The organism is Sinomonas sp. B1-1, assembly GCF_050474465.1.
GTDB classification, from domain to species: domain Bacteria; phylum Actinomycetota; class Actinomycetes; order Actinomycetales; family Micrococcaceae; genus Sinomonas; species Sinomonas flava.
In genome coordinates this window covers 25,299-41,722 of record NZ_JBCHVF010000002.1, presented here as the reverse complement: position 1 = coordinate 41,722, position 16,424 = coordinate 25,299, and the positions used below count along the sequence as shown (strand labels likewise).

The following is a 16,424-nucleotide window of genomic DNA, read 5'->3' as shown; positions in this document are numbered from 1 at the left end:
CTTCGGGACTCGAGGAGAAAGCAGGCACCATCATGGCTTCTGGCGGTGGGACCAAGGCCGTCGTCGCGGCGCTGTCCGCGAATCTGGCCATCGCGGTGATGAAGTTCGTCGCGTTCCTGCTCACGGCGTCGTCGTCGATGCTCGCGGAGGCCATCCACTCGGTGGCCGATTCGGGGAACCAGGTCCTCCTGCTTGTCGGCGGGAAGCGGGCCGGGAAGCAGGCGAGCCCCGAGCACCCCTTCGGCTACGGCCGGGCGAGGTACATCTATGCCTTCATCGTCTCGATCGTCCTCTTCACCGTGGGCGGCCTCTTCGCGCTGTTCGAAGCGTGGGAGAAGTTCCACGACCCGCACGGGATCGAGGGTTCGTGGTGGTGGGTTCCCCTGGCCGTCCTCGTCGGGGCCATCATCGCCGAGGGGCTGTCCTTCCGCACGGCGATCCACGAGTCCAACCAGATCCGCGGGAAGCAGTCCTGGGTCTCGTTCGTCCGCAGCGCCAAGCAGCCCGAGCTGCCGGTGATCCTGCTCGAGGACTTCGGTGCCCTCCTCGGCCTGCTGTTCGCACTCTTCGGTGTCTCGCTCACGCTCATCACCGGCAACGGGGTCTGGGACGCCCTCGGCACCGCCATGATCGGCATCCTCCTTGTCATCATTGCCGGGGTCCTCGCCGTCGAGACGAGCTCGCTCCTGCTCGGCGAAGCCGCCACGAGGACCGACGTGGCGAAGATCGAGGGGGCCATCCAGTCCGACGGGACGCGCATCATCCACCTGCGCACCATGCATTTGGGCCCGGATGAGCTCCTCGTCGGCGTGAAGATCAGCGTCGCGCCGGGGGCATCGGGGGCCGAGATCGCCCAGGCCATCGACGCCACCGAGGTGCGCATCCGCGACGCCGTTCCCGCAGCCCGCGTGATCTACATCGAACCGGACATCCAGCGGGACCGGCCCGCCCAGGGAACCCCCGCTGTCGAGCCGGAAGTGCCCCGCACGGGCTCCCACTGAGAATCGGCGGCGAACTCCAGCCTCCTACGGAGGCGGATGGATCGGTGACCCCGCCTGGATCCGTGACCCGCCGCCCGCGGTGGGATTTAAGCACGACGGCGGCAGCCCACGTTGGGCTGTTGCCGTCGCGCTCGCTCGGGTCGCGCTAGGAGACGGGGTGGCGGCGTTCGAGGCGGCCGCTGAGGAGCGCGATCGCGAGGCCGAGCACCGCGAGCACCGCTCCGACGTAGGCGGGGGCGGTGAATCCCCAGCCGGCCGCGATGACGACCCCACCGAGGAATGCTCCGAGGGCGTTGGCGACGTTCAGGGCGGAGTGGCTGAGCGACGTTGCGAGCGTCGCTGCGCCTGGGGCCGAGTCCAGCAGCCGCGACTGGAGCGCGGGGATGAGGATGGACCCGGAGCCGCCCACCACGAACACCATGAGGAGCGCGGTGGGCCACCACGACGCCGCCAGGCCGTACACCACCATCACGGCCGCGACGGCGGCGAGCGCCCAATAGATGGTGCCCATGACCGAGCGGTCGGCGAGCCGCCCGCCGACCACGTTGCCCACGACCATGCCGAGCCCGTACAGAGCCACGACGAGCGGGATCAGGGACTCCGGGAGCCCCGCGACGGCGGTCATGGTGTGCGCGATGTAGGTGTAGGTCGCGAAGAACCCGCCGAAGCCCACCACGCCCACGGCGAGTGCGAGCCAGAGCTGCACCCGGCGCAGAGCCGACAGCTCGCGGCGGACGCTGGCCTCCGGGTGCGCGGGCTCGAACGGGACGAAGCGGGCCACGAGGGCGACACACGCGAGCGCGATCATCGCTGTTGCCACGAAGAGGAGCCGCCACCCGAACGCCTGGCCCAGCCACGTCGCCGCCGGAACCCCGAGCACGTTCGCGATGGTCAGCCCGGACATGACGGTCGCGATCGCCCAGCCGCGCTTGGTCGGGGCCACGAGCGAGGCCGCGATGACTGCTGCGGTGCCGAAGTAGGCCCCGTGGGGGAGGCCCGCGGCGAAGCGGGACAGCATCATCGTGCCGTAGTCCGCGGCAGCGAAGGAGGAGAGGTTGGCGAGCGCGTAAAACGCCATGAGCCCGAGCGCGAGGGCCTTGCGCGGCAGGCGTGCCCCGACGGCTGCGAGCACGGGCGCGCCGACGACGACGCCGAGCGCATACGCCGAGATCAGCTGGCCGGCTTCCGGCGTGCTGATGGAGAGGCCGCGTTCGACCTCCTTCAGCAGCCCCATCGTCGCGAACTCGACGGTGCCGATGGCGAAGCCGCCGATGCCGAGGGCGAGCATGGCCCAGAAGAGGGGGCGGGGGGCGAGCATGGTGGACCGGGGGTGCCGCGCGGCCGCGGTGGTCTGGGAAGCGTGCGCCGCGGACGCGGCGGCCTGGGCCTCGGCGGCGGCCGTCGGCGGGGCAAGGGCGGGATCGGGCTGGGGCACGGTGGGGTGTCCTTGGGATAGGTCAGGGCGTGGGGCGGTGAGGAACGCCGTCGGCCCTCGATCTGCCCTCAACACTACGGGACGCCGCTCCATTCCCTCCTAGACTGGCCGGATGCATGAGGAGAGGCAGGAGACCCCGAACGGCGCGGCCGCCGCGACGCTCGTCCAGGTGGTCGGAGGCGCCATCGTCGACTCGCTCGAGCGGCCCGCCCGACTGCTGGCCGCACGCAGGACGGCCCCGCCCGCGCTGGCCGGCCTGTGGGAGTTCCCGGGCGGCAAGGTCGAGCCCGGGGAGGCCCCCGAGGACGGGCTGCGGCGCGAGCTCGCCGAGGAACTCGGCGTCGACGTCGTGCTGGGGGACGAGGTCCCCGGACCACTCGCCCAGGGGTGGCCCCTCAACGAGCGTGCCGCGATGCGCGTGTGGCTGGCCGAGGTCGCGGCCGGCGTCCCCGAGCCGCTCGAGGACCACGACGAGCTCCTCTGGGTCTCCCTCGAGGGACGCGCCCTCCAGGACCTCCCGTGGATCCCGGCTGACTTTCCCATCGTGGACGCTGTGCGGAGCCAGGCGACCGCGGGTCGATGAGTGCTCAGAGGCCGAGTGCTCAGAACCTGGGTGCTCGGAACCTGAGTTCTCAGAAGAGGGTCTGCTGGCCGGAGTCCTGACGTGTCGCGGCCGCCTCCGCCGGCTGCCCGGCGTCCCGCACCCCTGCGTCACGATGCCCGAACCCTTCGGTGCGGCCGAAGCCGTGGCGCTTCTTCGCCGCGGAGACGCGCCGGGCGAGCCATGTCCGGTACTCGGCCGGGGCGTAGGCGCCCTTCGAGTAGAGCCTGCGGTACCGGCCCACGAGCTGCGGGTGCCTCCGGGCGAGCCAGCCGATGAACCACTCGCGTGTCCCGGGGCGCAGGTGGAGGGCGCCCGCCGTCACGCCGGTCGCACCCGCGGCGGCCAGCGCCCCCATGAGGGCGTCGAGGTGCTCTTCCGAGTCGGTCAGCCACGGCAGGATCGGCATGGCCATCACGCCGCAGGGCAGCCCGGCCTCGCGGAGGCGGGAGATGAGCCTCAGCCGCGCCGAGGGCGAGGGCGTGCCCGGCTCGAGCGCCGACTGCAGGTCGGGGTCGAGGACGGCGAGGGAGATGCTGGTCCCGATTGGGACGTGGGTGCTGGCGGCCTTCAGCAGCGGGATGTCCCGGGCGAGCAGCGTTCCCTTGGTGAGGATCGAGAACGGTGTGCCCGAGTCGGCGAGCGCCCGGATGATGCCGGGCATGAGGGCGTAGCGCCCTTCAGCGCGCTGGTACGGGTCGGTGTTGGTCCCCAGCGCCACGTGCTCCCGACCCCAGGAGGGCTTCGACACCTCGGCCCGGAGCACCTCGCCCACGTTGACCTTGACCACGAGCTGGCGGTCGAAGTCGAGCCCGGCGTCGAGGTCCAGATACGTGTGGGTGTTGCGGGCGAAGCAGTACACGCATGCGTGGCTGCAGCCGCGGTAGGGGTTGACTGTCCAGCGGAAGGGCATGGAGGACGCCGGCGGCACCTTGTTGAGCGCCGATTTCGCGGCGACCTCGTGGAAGGTGATCCCGTGGAACTCCGGCGTCCTGACCGTGCGCAGCGCCCCTGCCAGGGGAAGGAGGGGCGGCTGGGCCGGTTCGTCGGCGGTCCCCTGGAGGGGGAGTTCGGAGACCGCCTGCGTGTTCCATCGCATGCCGTCAATTCGAAACTATGTTCGATAGTATGTCAAGGAGGCGTCCGGCGCGTCGGATCAGTCCAGCGTCCAGGTCACCGTCACGCTCGCCGCGACCTCGGCCTGTCCCGCTTCCAGCCCGTGGCCGGCCTCGGCGGCCAGCGCGACGCGGCGCAGGGGCACTGGCTGGCCCTCGGGCGTGCCGGCCCCGGCGTCGATCCTCACCACGGGCCCGAGGTGGCGCTGCGCAAGCGAGGCGAGCCGGTCGGCGGACGACCGGGCGTCCTCGAACGCGGCCTCCTGCGCCCGGGTCCTCGCGGGGGAGGGGTCCGAGATGACGAGGGACACCCCGTGGATCCTCGCCGCGTCCCCGCCGGCGGCGACGACGGCGTCGAGCAGGTCTCCGGCGGCCGCCAGGTCCCGGACCGCCAGCGTGAGCCCGCGGGTGGCGGCGTAGCCGAGCAGCTGCTGGCCGCGTCCCTCCTGCCACGCCGTCTCGCTCGTGACAGAGAGGGCGCTGGACGTGATGTCCTCCCGGTGGACCCCTCCGGCGAGCGCTGCCGAGACCATCGCTTCCGCCGCACTCGTGGCCGCGGCGAACGCCTCGGCGAGCCGGGCGGAGCGGCATTCCGCGGCAAAGCGCAGCACCGCCGTGTCCGGCGCCACCCGCACCAAGCCGGTGCCGGTGACGGTGATCGACTCCCCGGTCTTCATGGACGTCCTCTCTCGTGACGGCGCTCGGCGACGTACCCGCCGTCGGCGAGCCCGGCCAGCCTCTCGAAGGGGTTCAGGGCCGCAGGGTCTCCGCTCCGCGCCCACGACCAGAGCGCTGAGGCGAAGTACAGCGGCAGGAAGGGAAGGCCCAGGCAGAAGGCGTACTGGGTCGCGTGCCGGGACTCGTGCGCCAGGAGCGCGGGCCGGGCCACAAGCGCACGGGCGCTGCCTCTGGTGAAGACGACGTTTCCCACCACGAACGCCGCCGCGACGGGCAGCCTGGGCCGGTAGCCCTCTGCGATGAAGAGTCCGTCGGGGCCGCGGCGCAGCGGCGTTCGCGTGACCGCCGCGAGCGCCAGGCCCAGCGGCGTCGAGAGGTTCAGGGTGTTGAGCACCGCCCGTGCCCGGCTCCCAAGGCGCACAGGGGCATGGTAGCCGTGAACTAGACTTGGCGGGTGCCCGAGACTACACCGCAACCTGCCGATACCGAGGTTCCCGTGACCGAGACGAGTGTCCCCGATCCTGTCGACGAGGCCGCTGTGAGCGCCGCGGTCGAGGACGCCCTGGCCGCTGTCGCGGCTGCCGAGGACCTCGATGCGCTCAAGGCTGCGCGCATTGCCCACACCGGCGAGAAGTCTCCGCTGGCCCTCGCGAACCGCGCCATCGGGTCGCTCCCGAAGGAGTCGAAGGCGGCCGCCGGGAAGATCGTCGGCGGCGCCCGAGGACGGGTGAACAAGGCCATCGCCGAACGCCAGGCCGTGCTCGAGGCCGAGAACGATGCGCGCATCCTCGTGGAGGAGACCGTCGATGTCACGGCGGCTCCGCGCCGCCGTCGTGCCGGGGCCCGTCACCCGCTCTCGACGCTCCAGGACCGCGTGAGCGACATCTTCGTCGGGATGGGCTGGGAGATCGCCGAGGGTCCGGAGGTCGAGTCCGAGTGGTTCAACTTCGACGCGCTCAACTTCAAGCCCGACCACCCCGCGCGGGAGATGCAGGACACCTTCTTCGTCGACCCTCCCGAGGCCCACCTGCTGCTGCGCACGCACACGTCGCCGGTGCAGGTCCGCTCGATGCTCGAGCGAGAGGTCCCGATCTACGTCCTGTGCCCAGGCAAGGTCTTCCGCACCGACGAGCTCGACGCGACGCACACGCCCGTGTTCCACCAGTTCGAGGGCCTGGCCATCGACAAGGGCCTGTCCATGGCCGACCTGCGCGGCACCCTCGAGCACTTCGCCCGGCAGATGTTCGGAGCCGAGGCGCAGATCCGCCTGCGCCCGAACTACTTCCCGTTCACGGAGCCGAGTGCGGAGCTGGACATCTGGCATCCGGGGGCCAAGGGCGGCCCGCAGTGGATCGAATGGGGAGGATGCGGCATGGTCAACCCGAACGTGCTGCGCGCGGCGGGCATCGACCCCGAGGAGTACTCGGGCTTCGCCTTCGGCATGGGCATCGAGCGCACGCTCATGTTCCGCAACGAGGTCGCCGACATGCACGACATGATCGAGGGCGACGTCCGCTTCAGCCAGCACTTCGGGATGGAGATCTAGTTCAATGCGAATCCCCCTTTCATGGCTGCGCGAGTACACGCAGCTCCCTGCAGACGCGACCGCAGAGGACCTCATGGCGGACCTCGTGAAGGTCGGCCTCGAGGAGGAGGACGTCCACCGTCCGTCCGACTCGATCCGGGGCCCCATCGTCGTGGGGCAGGTGCTCAGCGCAGTCAAGGAGCCGCAGAGCAACGGCAAGACGATCAACTGGTGCCAGGTGCGCGTGGTCCCAGAGGGCCAGGAGCAGACGCTCACTGGCAAGGGCATCGACCCCTCCGGCGTCCAGGGCATCGTGTGCGGTGCGCACAACTTCGCGCCCGGCGACAAGGTCGTGGTGACCCTCCCCGGAGCGACGCTGCCCGGCGACTTCCACATCGCCGCCCGCAAGACGTACGGACACGTCTCGGCGGGCATGATCGCCTCCGTGCGCGAGCTCGGCATCGGCGACGACCACGACGGCATCCTCGTGCTCTCGCGCATCGGGCTCGACCCGGAGGTCGGCACCGATGCGCTGGAGCTCCTCGGCCTGACCGACGAGGCGGCGGAGATCAACGTGACCCCTGACCGGGCCTACTGCTTCTCGATCCGCGGCATCGCCCGCGAGTACTCCCACGCCACGGGCACCGAGTTCACGGACCCGGCCGAACTCGTCAAGGCGCCTGAGGCGCTCGAGGGGGGCTACGGCGTCGTGCTCGACGACCAGGCGCCCATCTACGGCGTGCCCGGCTGCGACCGCTTCGTCGCCCGGACGGTGCGCGGCATCGACCCGACCCGTCCGACTCCGCAGTGGATGGTCTCGCGGCTGCGCCTCGCCGGCGTCCGCTCGATCTCCCTGCCCGTGGACATCTCGAACTACGTCATGTTCGAACTCGGCCAGCCGATCCACAACTACGACCTCGACAAGCTGACCGGCCCCATCACGGTGCGCCGCGCCGCGCCGGGGGAGAAGCTCGAGACCCTCGACGGCAAGGTCCGGGAGCTCGACCCCGAGGACCTCCTCATCACCGACGAGTCGGGGCCGATCGGCATCGCCGGCGTCATGGGCGGTGCGTCCACCGAGTGCAGCGACGAGACCGTGAACATCCTCGTCGAGGCGGCCCACTTCGACACGGTGAGCATCGCCCGCTCGCGCCGGCGCCACAAGCTGCCCTCGGAGGCGTCCAAGCGCTTCGAGCGGGGCGTGGACTGGAACGTCGCGCACGTGGCGGCCCAGCGCGTCGTCGACCTACTCGTCGAGCTCGGCGGCGGCGTCGCGGACGAGGCGGGCACCGACGTCGGGGCGGCGCCCGAGCCGATCCGCATCCCGCTGCCGGCGGACTTCGCCTCCGAGCGGATCGGAATGGAGTTCAGCGAGGAGCTGATCACCCGCACGCTGGGGGACCTCGGCGCGCGCATCGAGCGGTCCGGGTCCGACTTCCTCGTGACGCCGCCCAGCTGGCGCAATGACCTGGAGACGAAGGAGGACCTCTCCGAGGAGGTCGCGCGTCTGGTCGGCTACGACAAGATCCCCGCGACCCTGCCAGTGGCCCCTCCCGGGCGCGGCTACACCCGCACCCAGCAGCAGCGCCGTCGGCTCGTGCAGGCGTTCGCCGACGCAGGCCTGACCGAGGTCCTCTCGTACCCGTTCGCCTCCAGGAGGCAGAACGAGACGTTCGGCGTCGCCGAGGCCGGGGCCGCGCGCCCCGCCGTGAAGCTCGCCAACCCGCTGAGCGAGGAGCACGGATGGCTCCGCACCTCCCTGCTGCCGGGCCTCATCGACACCGCGAAGCGGAACCATGGCCGCGGCTTCCGCGACCTCGCGGTCTTCGAGGCCGGGCTGGTCTTCCTGCCCGAAGACGGTGCCCTCGGAACGCCGGAGATTCCCCCGCTCGGCGTCCGTCCCGCCGATGAGGTCCTCGACGCGCTCTACGACGGGCTTCCGGACCAGCCCCTGCACGTCGCGGCGGTCCTGACCGGGAAGGACTCGCCCGAGGCGCCGGGCACCGAGCCTCGTGCCTGGGACTGGGCCGACGCGCTCGACGTCGCGCGCCTCGCCGGCGACGTGCTCGGCGTGGAGCTCGTGGTCAGCCAGGGATCGCACCAGGCGTTCCACCCGGGGCGGGCGGCGCAGCTTGCCCTGCGCTCGGGCGACGTCGTCGGGTTCGCCGGCGAGCTGCACCCGAAGCTGCTCGCGGAGCTGGACATGCCGGCGCGCTCGGTGGCTGTGGAGCTGGACGCCGACGCGCTGTTCGAGGCGGCGGCCGACGTCGTCGTGGCCAAGCACCTCTCCACGTTCCCGGTCGCGACCCAGGACGTCGCCCTCATCGTCGACGCCGCGCTGCCGGCGGGCGAGGTGCTCGGTGCGCTCCGCGAGGGGGCCGGTGAGCTCCTCGAGGACGTCCACCTGTTCGACGTGTACACGGGCAAGGGCATCGACGAAGGCAAGAAGTCCCTCGCCTTCGGCTTGCGCTTCCGCGCCGACGACCGCACCCTGACCGCCGACGAGGCCTCCGAGGCCCGCGCGGCCGCCGTGGCGCTCGCCGCCGAGCGGTACGGCGCGGTCCAGCGCGGCTAGCCCCCTCCCGCCGCCGTGCTCCTGCGGGCAGTGCCGCTCGGGTCGCCCGGGTCGGTGCTGCCCGCTGGCGTCTGCACGCCCGGGGAGCTCGAGCGGGCGGCCGCGATCCTCGAGCCCGTCCGGAGCCACGAGTTCCTCGCCGGGCGGCTCGCGCTCAGGGCACTCGTGGCCGAGGCCGCTGGGACCGATCCCCGGCTCGTGCTCCCGGCGTACACCTGCCCCGACTGCGGGCGGGGGGAGCATGGCGCGCCCGGGTTCGTGCTCGCTGCCTCCGCGCACGACGGCGGCGCCCGCCTGCCGCTTCCCGGTCCCGGGCGGCTCCTCCCGGTCGCGGCGAGCATGTCCCGCGCCGGGGGCTGGGCCCTCCTCGCCGCCGAGGTCACCCCGTGTGGCGCCGAGGTCGCCCCGTGTGGCGCCGAGGTCGCCCCGTGTGGCGCCGAGGTCGCCCCGTGTGGCGCCGAGGTCGCCCCGTGTGGCGCCGAGGTCGCCCCGTGTGGCGCCGAGGTCGCCCCGTGTGGCGCCGAGGTCACCCCGTGTGGCGCCGAGGTCGCCGGCTTTGTGCAGGGTCTCGGCGTCGACGTGGCCGCCGTCGCTGACTTTCGCACCGCAATCCCGGACGCTCTCTTCTCAGCGGCCGAGCGCCGTCGTGCGGCGAAGGCGGCAGAGCCTGCACGGGAAGCGGCGAGGATCTGGGCGCGCAAAGAAGCCCTTCTGAAGGCCCTCGGCAGCGGGCTGCGCGGGGACCCCCAGTCGATCGAGACGCTCGAGGACCCGCGGGTGCGCGACATCAACCCGGCTGCTCTCGGCCTGCCGCCGGGATTCGTCGCAGCCGTCGCCCAGACGCGCCGCAGCTGACCCCCAGAAGGTGACCCACAGGAGCTGACCTCCAGAAAATGAGCCGCAGGAGGTGACCCGCAGGAGGTGACCCCCAGGAGGTGGCCCTCAGGAGGTGACCCGCAGGTGGTGACCCTCAGGAGGTGACCCACAGGAGGTGACCCCAGAGGGAAGGGGGCGGGGCGGGGTGGGGCGCCGGGGTTGCTGCGGAGGCTACCGGGGGAGCGGCGGGAGCGCGCGCTCGAACAGCCAGGGCCCCAGCAGGTCCTCTGCGCGGAAGCCGCGTGCGCCGGCGCCGACGCGTCCGAGCAGCTCGGTGAAGTCCGCCGTGGTCGCATTGCCGTGCCGCCGCTCGGAGCCGAAGGCCGCGAGCGCCCGGAAGAACCGGTCGTCCCCGACGGCGCGCCGCACCGCATGCAGCGCCAGCGCGCCCCGCTTGTAGACCCGGTCGTCGAACATGAGCTCCGGGCCGGGCGCCCCCACGAGGATGTCCTCCTTCTGCGCCGAGAGCAGCCTCCAGGCGTCGGCCGCCCGCTCGGCGGCGGTTCCCTGCCCGGAGTGCTCACTCCACAGCCATTCTGCGTAGCAGGCGAATCCCTCGTGGAGCCAGATGTCCTCCCAGCGGCGTGCCGTGACCGAGTTGCCGAACCACTGGTGGGCCAGCTCGTGCGCGAGGAGCCGTTGGGATTCCCACGACCGCGTGATGTGGTTGCGCCCCACAATGGAGAGCGTCTGGGCCTCGAGCGGGATCTCGAGGGGGTCGTCGGTGACGACGACGGTGTAGTCGCGGAACGGGTACGGCCCGAAGAGCTCGGCGAACAGCTCGATCATGCGCACCTGGTCGCGGAGGCCCGTCAGCGCCGCGCCACGCAGCGCCGGCGGCACGGCGGCGAACACGCCGACGGCGGGGGAGCCGTGCGCCCGCACCCGCCCGAGCTCGAGGAACTGGTAGCGCCCGATGACCAGGGTGGCGAGATAGGGCGCCATGGGCTCGTGGACCTCGTAGGCCCAGGTCTCCCGGCTGGCCTTGCGCCGGTGGCCCACGAGGAGGCCGTTCGAGACGACCCGGTAGCCAGCGTCCGCCGTCGCCGTGATGCGGAAGGTCGACTTCTGGCTCGGGTGGTCGTTGCACGGGAACCAGGTGGGGGCGCCCACAGGCTGGCCGGAGACGAGCACGCCGTCGGACAGTTCCTCCCAGCCGACCTCGCCCCAGAGCCCGTCCATCGGTTCCGGGTTGCCCTCGTAGCGGATCTCGAGGTGGAAGTCCTGGCCCTTCGCAATGGGGGCTGACGGCGTGATGCGCAGCTCGTCGGCGCGCTGGGACGTCTTGGCGGGCTTGGCGCCGTTGACCTGGACCTTGGTCGCCCGTAGGCCAGCGAGGCTGAGGACGATGGTCTCGAGCCGGTCCCGCGCAGTGGACCGAAGGCGCGCACGCCCGGACAGGCGGTTGCTCGCGAGGCGGATGTCGAGCTCGAGGTCGTAGTGCGCCACGACGTAGCCCGCCTGTCCGTGGCCGGGCGTGTAGGGGTCCGGGAGGGCCTCGTCCTTCGACTTCCTCCCGGGTCGGGTGCGGGTCGTCTGGCTCACCGGGTGGGTGCCTCCGGTTCCTTCCAGGGCGCCACGGGGTTGCCGCGCCAGTAGCTGGCCGCCGGGACGTGCTCGCCCCGCATCACGAGCGACGCCGGTCCAACCGTCGCGCCGTCGGCGATCTCCGCCCCGGGGAGGATCACGCCGTGCGGGCCGAGGGTCGCGCCCTCGCCGAGCACCACGGCGTCGATCGCCATGATGCGGTCGTGGAAAAGGTGCGTCTGCACAACGCAGCCGCGGTTCACGGTGGAGCTCGGGCCGAGCGAGACGAGGTCCGCCTCGGGCAGCCAGTAGCTCTCGCACCACGTGCCCGAGCCGATCTTCGCCCCGAGGGACCGCAGCCACCACACGAGCGCCGGCGTGCCGGACGCCGCACGCGCGAACCACGGTGCCGCGACCATCTCCACGAACGTGTCCTGGACCTCGTTGCGCCACACGAACGAGCTCCACAAGGGGTGCTCGCCGGCCTTGATGCGCCCCACGAAGAGCCACTTCGCGACCGTCGCGGACACCGCGGCGACCGCACCGGCGGCGAGCATGACGACGCCACCCAGCAGCGACGCGGGCAGGTACCCCCACGCCGAGGCGACCCAGTCGAGGGCAACGAGCACGACGACGGCGATCGCCACCGTGAGCACGACCGGCACCGCGCGGCACAGCTCCCACAGGGCCCGGGCCACCTTGAGGCGCGGGACCGGGCTGAAGGTCCGCTCGGTGTCCGACGAGATGGCGGTGCGGCGGAGGCGAACGGGAGGACTGCCCAGCCAGGACGACCCCGACTTTGCCTTCTTGGGTGTCGCCGAGAGTACCGCGACGAGTCCGTCCTTGGGCACGGCGCGGCCGGCCGCCGTCATGCCTGAGTTGCCCAGGAACGCGCGCTTGCCGACCTTGGCCGGGGCGATCTTCACCCAGCCGCCTCCGAGCTCGTAGCTGGCAATCATCGTGTCGTCGGCGAGGAACGCGCCGTCGGCCACCGTGGTCATCTTCGGCAGCAGGAGGACCGTGGACGCCTCGACGTGCTTGCCGACCTTCGCCCCCAGGATCCGCAGCCACACTGGGGTGAAGAGGCTCGCGTAGACGGGGAACAGGACGTCGCGGGCCAGATCGAGCACACGCTCGGTGGCCCAGACCTGCCAGCCCGTCCGGGAGCGGATGCGGTGGTACCCCTCGGTCAGCCCGAGCCCGAGAAGGCGCGTCACGCCAGCGACGAGCGCCAGGTTGAGCACGAACCAGGCGGCCGCCGCGAGGGGCGTCGCCGCGAGCAGCGGGCCGATGGCGCCGTGGAGCGATTCGTGCCCCCGCGCCGCCCAGACGAGCACAACCGCGGCGGCCGCGGCCGAGACGAACGGGATGAGGGCCAGCAGGGTCGACGCCGCCGCGAACGCGGCGATCCACGCACCCTCGCGCACGCTGGACCGGCGCACGGGAGCCTCCGGCCAGCCCGGCTTCGCCTTCCCCACCCGCGTGGCCGGCGAGCCAGCCACGCGCAGGCCGGCCTTGACCTTGCCCGACACGGCCGAGCCGGGGTCCACGACCGCCCCTGCGCCGATGCGTGCCCCCGGCAGGAGCGTGCTGCGCGCGCCCACGGCCGCGCCGGCGCCGATGCTGATGCCGCCGATGTGCACCCAGTCCCCGTCGATCCACCAGCCGGAAAGGTCCACCTCGGGCTCCACCGACGCGCCCGGGCCAACAGACAGCATGCCCGTGACCGGGGGCACGGAGTGCAGCACGGCGTCCCGGCCGATCTTCGCGCCCAGGGCCCGCGCGTAGTAGGGGACCCACGGCGCGCTCGCGAGGCTCACGGCCTGGGCGAGGTCGGAGATCTGCTCAGCAAGCCACAGGCGCAGGTGGACGCTGCCCGAGCGTGGGTACCGGCCGGGCTCCACCCCGCGCAGCAGGATCCGGGCGGCCGCGACAGAGATGGCCATCCTGCCCCACGGGCTCACGAACACGAGCCACATGGCGGCGACCCACCACCACGAGAGTGTGGGCGCCGCGGACCGCCCGCCGATCGCGGCGAGCACGTTGTTGCCCGCGGCGAGGTACGTGAGCCACCTCATGCCCACGAGGATGAAGAGCGGTATGCCCATGAGGGTCTGGACCACCTGGGTCCGGCGCGAGGTGGGCCGCACGGCCCGCTCCCGCGGCTCAGCCGCTGCCCCGCCCGTCCCGAGGACGGCCTCGACGAGCGCGCCGACCCGCGGGTGCGCGTACACGTCCGCGACGGTCACCGTCGGATACCTCCGGCGCAGCGCCGAGACGAGCTGCGCGGCGGAGAGCGAGCCGCCGCCGTGGGCGAAGAAGTCCGCGTCGAGGCCGGGGGCCCGCGTGCCGAGCACGGCGCCCCACTGCTCGACGATCCACGCCGCATCCTCCGGCAGCTCGAGGTCCGGCCCCTCGTCATCGTCCTGGCCCGGCAGCGGCCATGGGAGCGCGTTGCGGTCCACCTTGCCGCTCGTCTTGGTCGGGAGGGAGCCGACGACGGCGAGCACCGGCACGAGCGCGGACGGCAGCTCCCGCGCGAGGCGCCTCCGGGACGCGGCGAGGTCCGGCGTCACGCCGTCGGAGGGCGCCAGGTACCCGACGAGGATCTGGTTCCCGGCCGCCGTCGTGCGCACGGCCGCGGCCGCGCCGGCAATGCCGGGGAGTGACTGGAGGGCGGCGTCGACCTCGCCGAGCTCGATGCGGCGGCCGCCAAGCTTGACCTGCTCGTCGGCCCGGCCCTGGAAGAGGAGGCCTTCGGGCTCGAACCTGACGAGGTCTCCCGAACGGTAGGCCCGCTCCCACCCGAGGCTCGGCATGGGGGCATACTTCTCGGCGTCCTTGGCAGGGTCGAGGTAGCGGGCCAGGCCGACGCCGCCGATGATCAGCTCGCCCACGCCGCCTTCGGGCACCGGTGTGCCGTGCGCGTCGACGATCGCGAGGTCCCAGCCGTCGAGCGGGAGACCGATCCGGACGGGCCCGACGCCGTCCATCTGCGCGGCGCACGCGACCACGGTGGCCTCGGTGGGCCCGTACGTGTTCCAGACCTCGCGGCCCTCGACCGCGAGGCGGGCGGCGAGCTCGGGCGGGCACGCCTCGCCGCCGAAGATCAGCAGGCGCACGTTCTCGAGCGCCTCGGCAGGCCACAGCGCCGCGAGCGTGGGGACGGTGGAGACGACCGTGATGGCGCGCTGCACGAGCCACGGCCCGAGGTCCATCCCCGTGCGCACCAGCGCCCGCGGGGCGGGGACCAGACATGCCCCATGCCGCCAGGCGAGCCACATCTCCTCGCACGAGGCGTCGAACGCGACGGAGAGCCCGGCCAGGACCCTGTCCTCCGGGCCGACCGGCTCGTGCCGGAGGAAGAGGCGGGCCTCGGCGTCGACGAACGCGGCCGCGGAGCGGTGGGACACCGCGACGCCCTTCGGCGTGCCCGTCGAGCCGGAGGTGAAGATGATCCAGCAGTCGTCCTCAGGACGGGGCATGCGGGGGGCGGGGAACGGCTTGGGCCGCTTCCTGTCCACCACGAGGGACCCGCCGCCGCGGAGGATCCCCGCGACCCCTGCCTCGCCGAAGACGAGCTTCGCGCGCTCGTCCGGGTCGTCGGCGTCCACGGGGACGTATGCGGCGCCTACGAGCAGCACGCCCAGGATCGCGATGTACAGCTCCGCGGTGCCCGACGGGATCCGCACGCCGATGCGGTCACCGGCGCCGAGTCCTGCCGCGTGGAGCGTCCGGCCGGTGGCACGGACCTCCTCGAGCAGTTCGGCGTAGGAGAGGGACCGGACGCCGTCGTCGATCGCCGGGGCGTCGGGGAAGGCCTCCGCGCTCGCGGTCAGGATGTCGATGAGGGTCCTCGCCGGCGGCGTCCGGTCCGAGCCGGGCAGCTGGGGAGCGTGGGGCCGCGGCGCGGCCTCTGCAACGTGTTCTGGGGCATCTGTCACTGCCGGGCCTTCGGGCTCGCTCGGGGCTGTCATCTCCCGGCCCATTGTTGCAGAGCGAGGCGCCGCCGACCGGGAACGGGGGGCCGGTTCCCGTCGGCGGCGGCCGTCACAGCATCAGGGGACGAGCAGCACCTTGCCGGTCGTGCTCCGCCCCTCGAGGGCGCGGTGGGCGTCGGCCGCCTCCCACAGCGGGAACTGGGCCCCGACGCGCACGGTGAGCGAGCCGTCGGCCGCGGCGCCGAACACCTCGGAGGAGCGCCACCGCCGCTCGTTGGCATTGAGCAGGTGGTGCGCGAGGGTCGGGCGGGTGAGGAAGAGCGAGCCGCCGGTGTTGAGGCGCTGGGGGTCGACCGGGGGCACCGGGCCCGACGCCGCCCCGAAGAGCACGAGCATTCCGCGGACGCGGAGGCTCGCGAGCGAGCCGTCGAACGTGTCCCGCCCGACGCCGTCGTACACCACATCGACGCCCGTGCCGTCCGTCAGCTCGCGCACCTGGTCGGGGAACTCGTGGTAGCGGATCACGTGGTCCGCGCCCGCGCCGTCGGCGAGCTCGGCCTTGGCATCGGTGGAGACCGTCGTGATGACCCGCGCTCCCCGGGCCTTGAGCATCTGGATGAGGAGGAGCCCGACGCCGCCCGCTCCCGCGTGCACGAGGGCCGTCTGGCCGGACTCGACGCGGAAGGTCGAGGTCACGAGGTAGTGCGCCGTCATGCCCTGCAGCGGGAGGGCCGCCGCAGTGAGGAGGTCCAGGCCCTCGGGGATCGGGAGCGCCTTGTCCGCGTCGACCAGCGCGTACTCGGCGTAGGTCCTGACGCCCTCGGCCGTCGCGACCCGGTCGCCGTGGGCGAATCCCTCGACGCCCTCGCCCACCTCGGCCACGACGCCGGAGGCCTCGGCGCCGGGAGTGAAGGGGAACGGGATCTTGTAGATGCCCTGGCGCTGGTAGGTCTCGATGAAGTTGATGCCCGCCGCGGCGACCCGGATGAGGAGCTGGCCGGAACCGGGATGCGGCATCTCCACCTCTGCAGGCGCGAGGACCTCGGGCCCCCCGGGCGCGGCGGCGACGATGGCGTTGATCATGGCTCTCCTTCTGGTGGCGTGCGTCTAGGCTCGGGATCCATCCTACGGACGCCGACAATCTGCCAAT

General features: G+C 72.6%; 12 protein-coding genes. 5 read left to right on the top strand and 7 right to left on the bottom strand.

Annotated elements, in window-relative coordinates:
• Positions 1–32 precede the first annotated feature (32 nt).
• Positions 33–1,001, top strand: a complete 969-nt coding sequence (locus ACQ5BE_RS04845; RefSeq protein WP_430295805.1) for a cation diffusion facilitator family transporter — start codon at positions 33–35, stop codon at positions 999–1,001.
• 145 nt (positions 1,002–1,146) lie between these two features.
• On the opposite strand, the gene ACQ5BE_RS04840 is transcribed toward ACQ5BE_RS04845, so the two are convergent.
• Positions 1,147–2,319: an MFS transporter gene (locus ACQ5BE_RS04840; RefSeq protein ID WP_430296271.1), complete on the bottom strand. Its 1,173-nt coding sequence runs from the start codon at positions 2,317–2,319 to the stop codon at positions 1,147–1,149.
• A gap of 229 nt (positions 2,320–2,548) precedes the next feature.
• On the opposite strand from ACQ5BE_RS04840, the gene ACQ5BE_RS04835 reads away from it, so the two are divergent.
• Complete coding sequence (locus ACQ5BE_RS04835; RefSeq protein ID WP_430295803.1) at positions 2,549–3,019, top strand: (deoxy)nucleoside triphosphate pyrophosphohydrolase; 471 nt, start codon at positions 2,549–2,551, stop codon at positions 3,017–3,019.
• Between the two features lie 49 nt (positions 3,020–3,068).
• Here the strand turns inward: ACQ5BE_RS04835 and ACQ5BE_RS04830 are convergent, their stop codons facing one another.
• The 3 genes from ACQ5BE_RS04830 to ACQ5BE_RS04820 are packed head-to-tail and all read right to left on the bottom strand — an operon-like array spanning position 3,069 to position 5,251.
• Complete coding sequence (locus ACQ5BE_RS04830) at positions 3,069–4,136, bottom strand: Rv2578c family radical SAM protein (protein WP_430295801.1); 1,068 nt, start codon at positions 4,134–4,136, stop codon at positions 3,069–3,071.
• Between the two features lie 57 nt (positions 4,137–4,193).
• Positions 4,194–4,829, bottom strand: a complete 636-nt coding sequence (locus tag ACQ5BE_RS04825; RefSeq protein WP_430295799.1) for an SIMPL domain-containing protein — start codon at positions 4,827–4,829, stop codon at positions 4,194–4,196.
• Positions 4,826–5,251 carry a hypothetical protein gene (locus ACQ5BE_RS04820; RefSeq protein WP_430295798.1) on the bottom strand — a complete coding sequence of 142 codons (426 nt, stop codon included), beginning with the start codon at positions 5,249–5,251 and terminating at the stop codon, positions 4,826–4,828. Before ACQ5BE_RS04820 ends, ACQ5BE_RS04825 begins: the two co-directional genes overlap by 4 nt.
• Positions 5,252–5,326: 75 nt before the next feature.
• On the opposite strand from ACQ5BE_RS04820, the gene pheS reads away from it, so the two are divergent.
• Genes pheS through ACQ5BE_RS04805 form a run of 3 tightly spaced genes read left to right on the top strand, consistent with a single transcriptional unit; the run spans position 5,327 to position 9,785 of the window.
• Positions 5,327–6,376 carry a phenylalanine--tRNA ligase subunit alpha gene (pheS, locus tag ACQ5BE_RS04815; protein ID WP_208712929.1) on the top strand — a complete coding sequence of 350 codons (1,050 nt, stop codon included), beginning with the start codon at positions 5,327–5,329 and terminating at the stop codon, positions 6,374–6,376.
• A gap of 4 nt (positions 6,377–6,380) precedes the next feature.
• Positions 6,381–8,930: a phenylalanine--tRNA ligase subunit beta gene (pheT, locus tag ACQ5BE_RS04810; RefSeq protein ID WP_430295797.1), complete on the top strand. Its 2,550-nt coding sequence runs from the start codon at positions 6,381–6,383 to the stop codon at positions 8,928–8,930.
• A 15-nt stretch (positions 8,931–8,945) separates the two neighbouring features.
• A complete protein-coding gene (locus ACQ5BE_RS04805; protein WP_430295796.1) occupies positions 8,946–9,785 on the top strand; it encodes a 4'-phosphopantetheinyl transferase superfamily protein in 840 nt (279 codons plus the stop codon).
• A 192-nt stretch (positions 9,786–9,977) separates the two neighbouring features.
• Here ACQ5BE_RS04805 and ACQ5BE_RS04800 read toward each other — a convergent pair whose 3' ends face one another.
• The 3 genes from ACQ5BE_RS04800 to ACQ5BE_RS04790 all read right to left on the bottom strand — a co-directional run bounded on the left by ACQ5BE_RS04800 (position 9,978) and on the right by ACQ5BE_RS04790 (position 16,357).
• On the bottom strand, positions 9,978–11,351 hold the full coding sequence (locus ACQ5BE_RS04800; protein WP_430295795.1) for a M1 family metallopeptidase: 1,374 nt from the start codon (positions 11,349–11,351) through the stop codon (positions 9,978–9,980).
• Positions 11,348–15,310, bottom strand: coding sequence for a Pls/PosA family non-ribosomal peptide synthetase (locus ACQ5BE_RS04795; RefSeq protein WP_430295794.1), 3,963 nt, complete (start codon positions 15,308–15,310; stop codon positions 11,348–11,350). Before ACQ5BE_RS04795 ends, ACQ5BE_RS04800 begins: the two co-directional genes overlap by 4 nt.
• 81 nt (positions 15,311–15,391) lie before the next feature.
• A complete protein-coding gene (locus tag ACQ5BE_RS04790) occupies positions 15,392–16,357 on the bottom strand; it encodes a quinone oxidoreductase family protein (protein WP_430295793.1) in 966 nt (321 codons plus the stop codon).
• Positions 16,358–16,424: the final 67 nt, after the last annotated feature.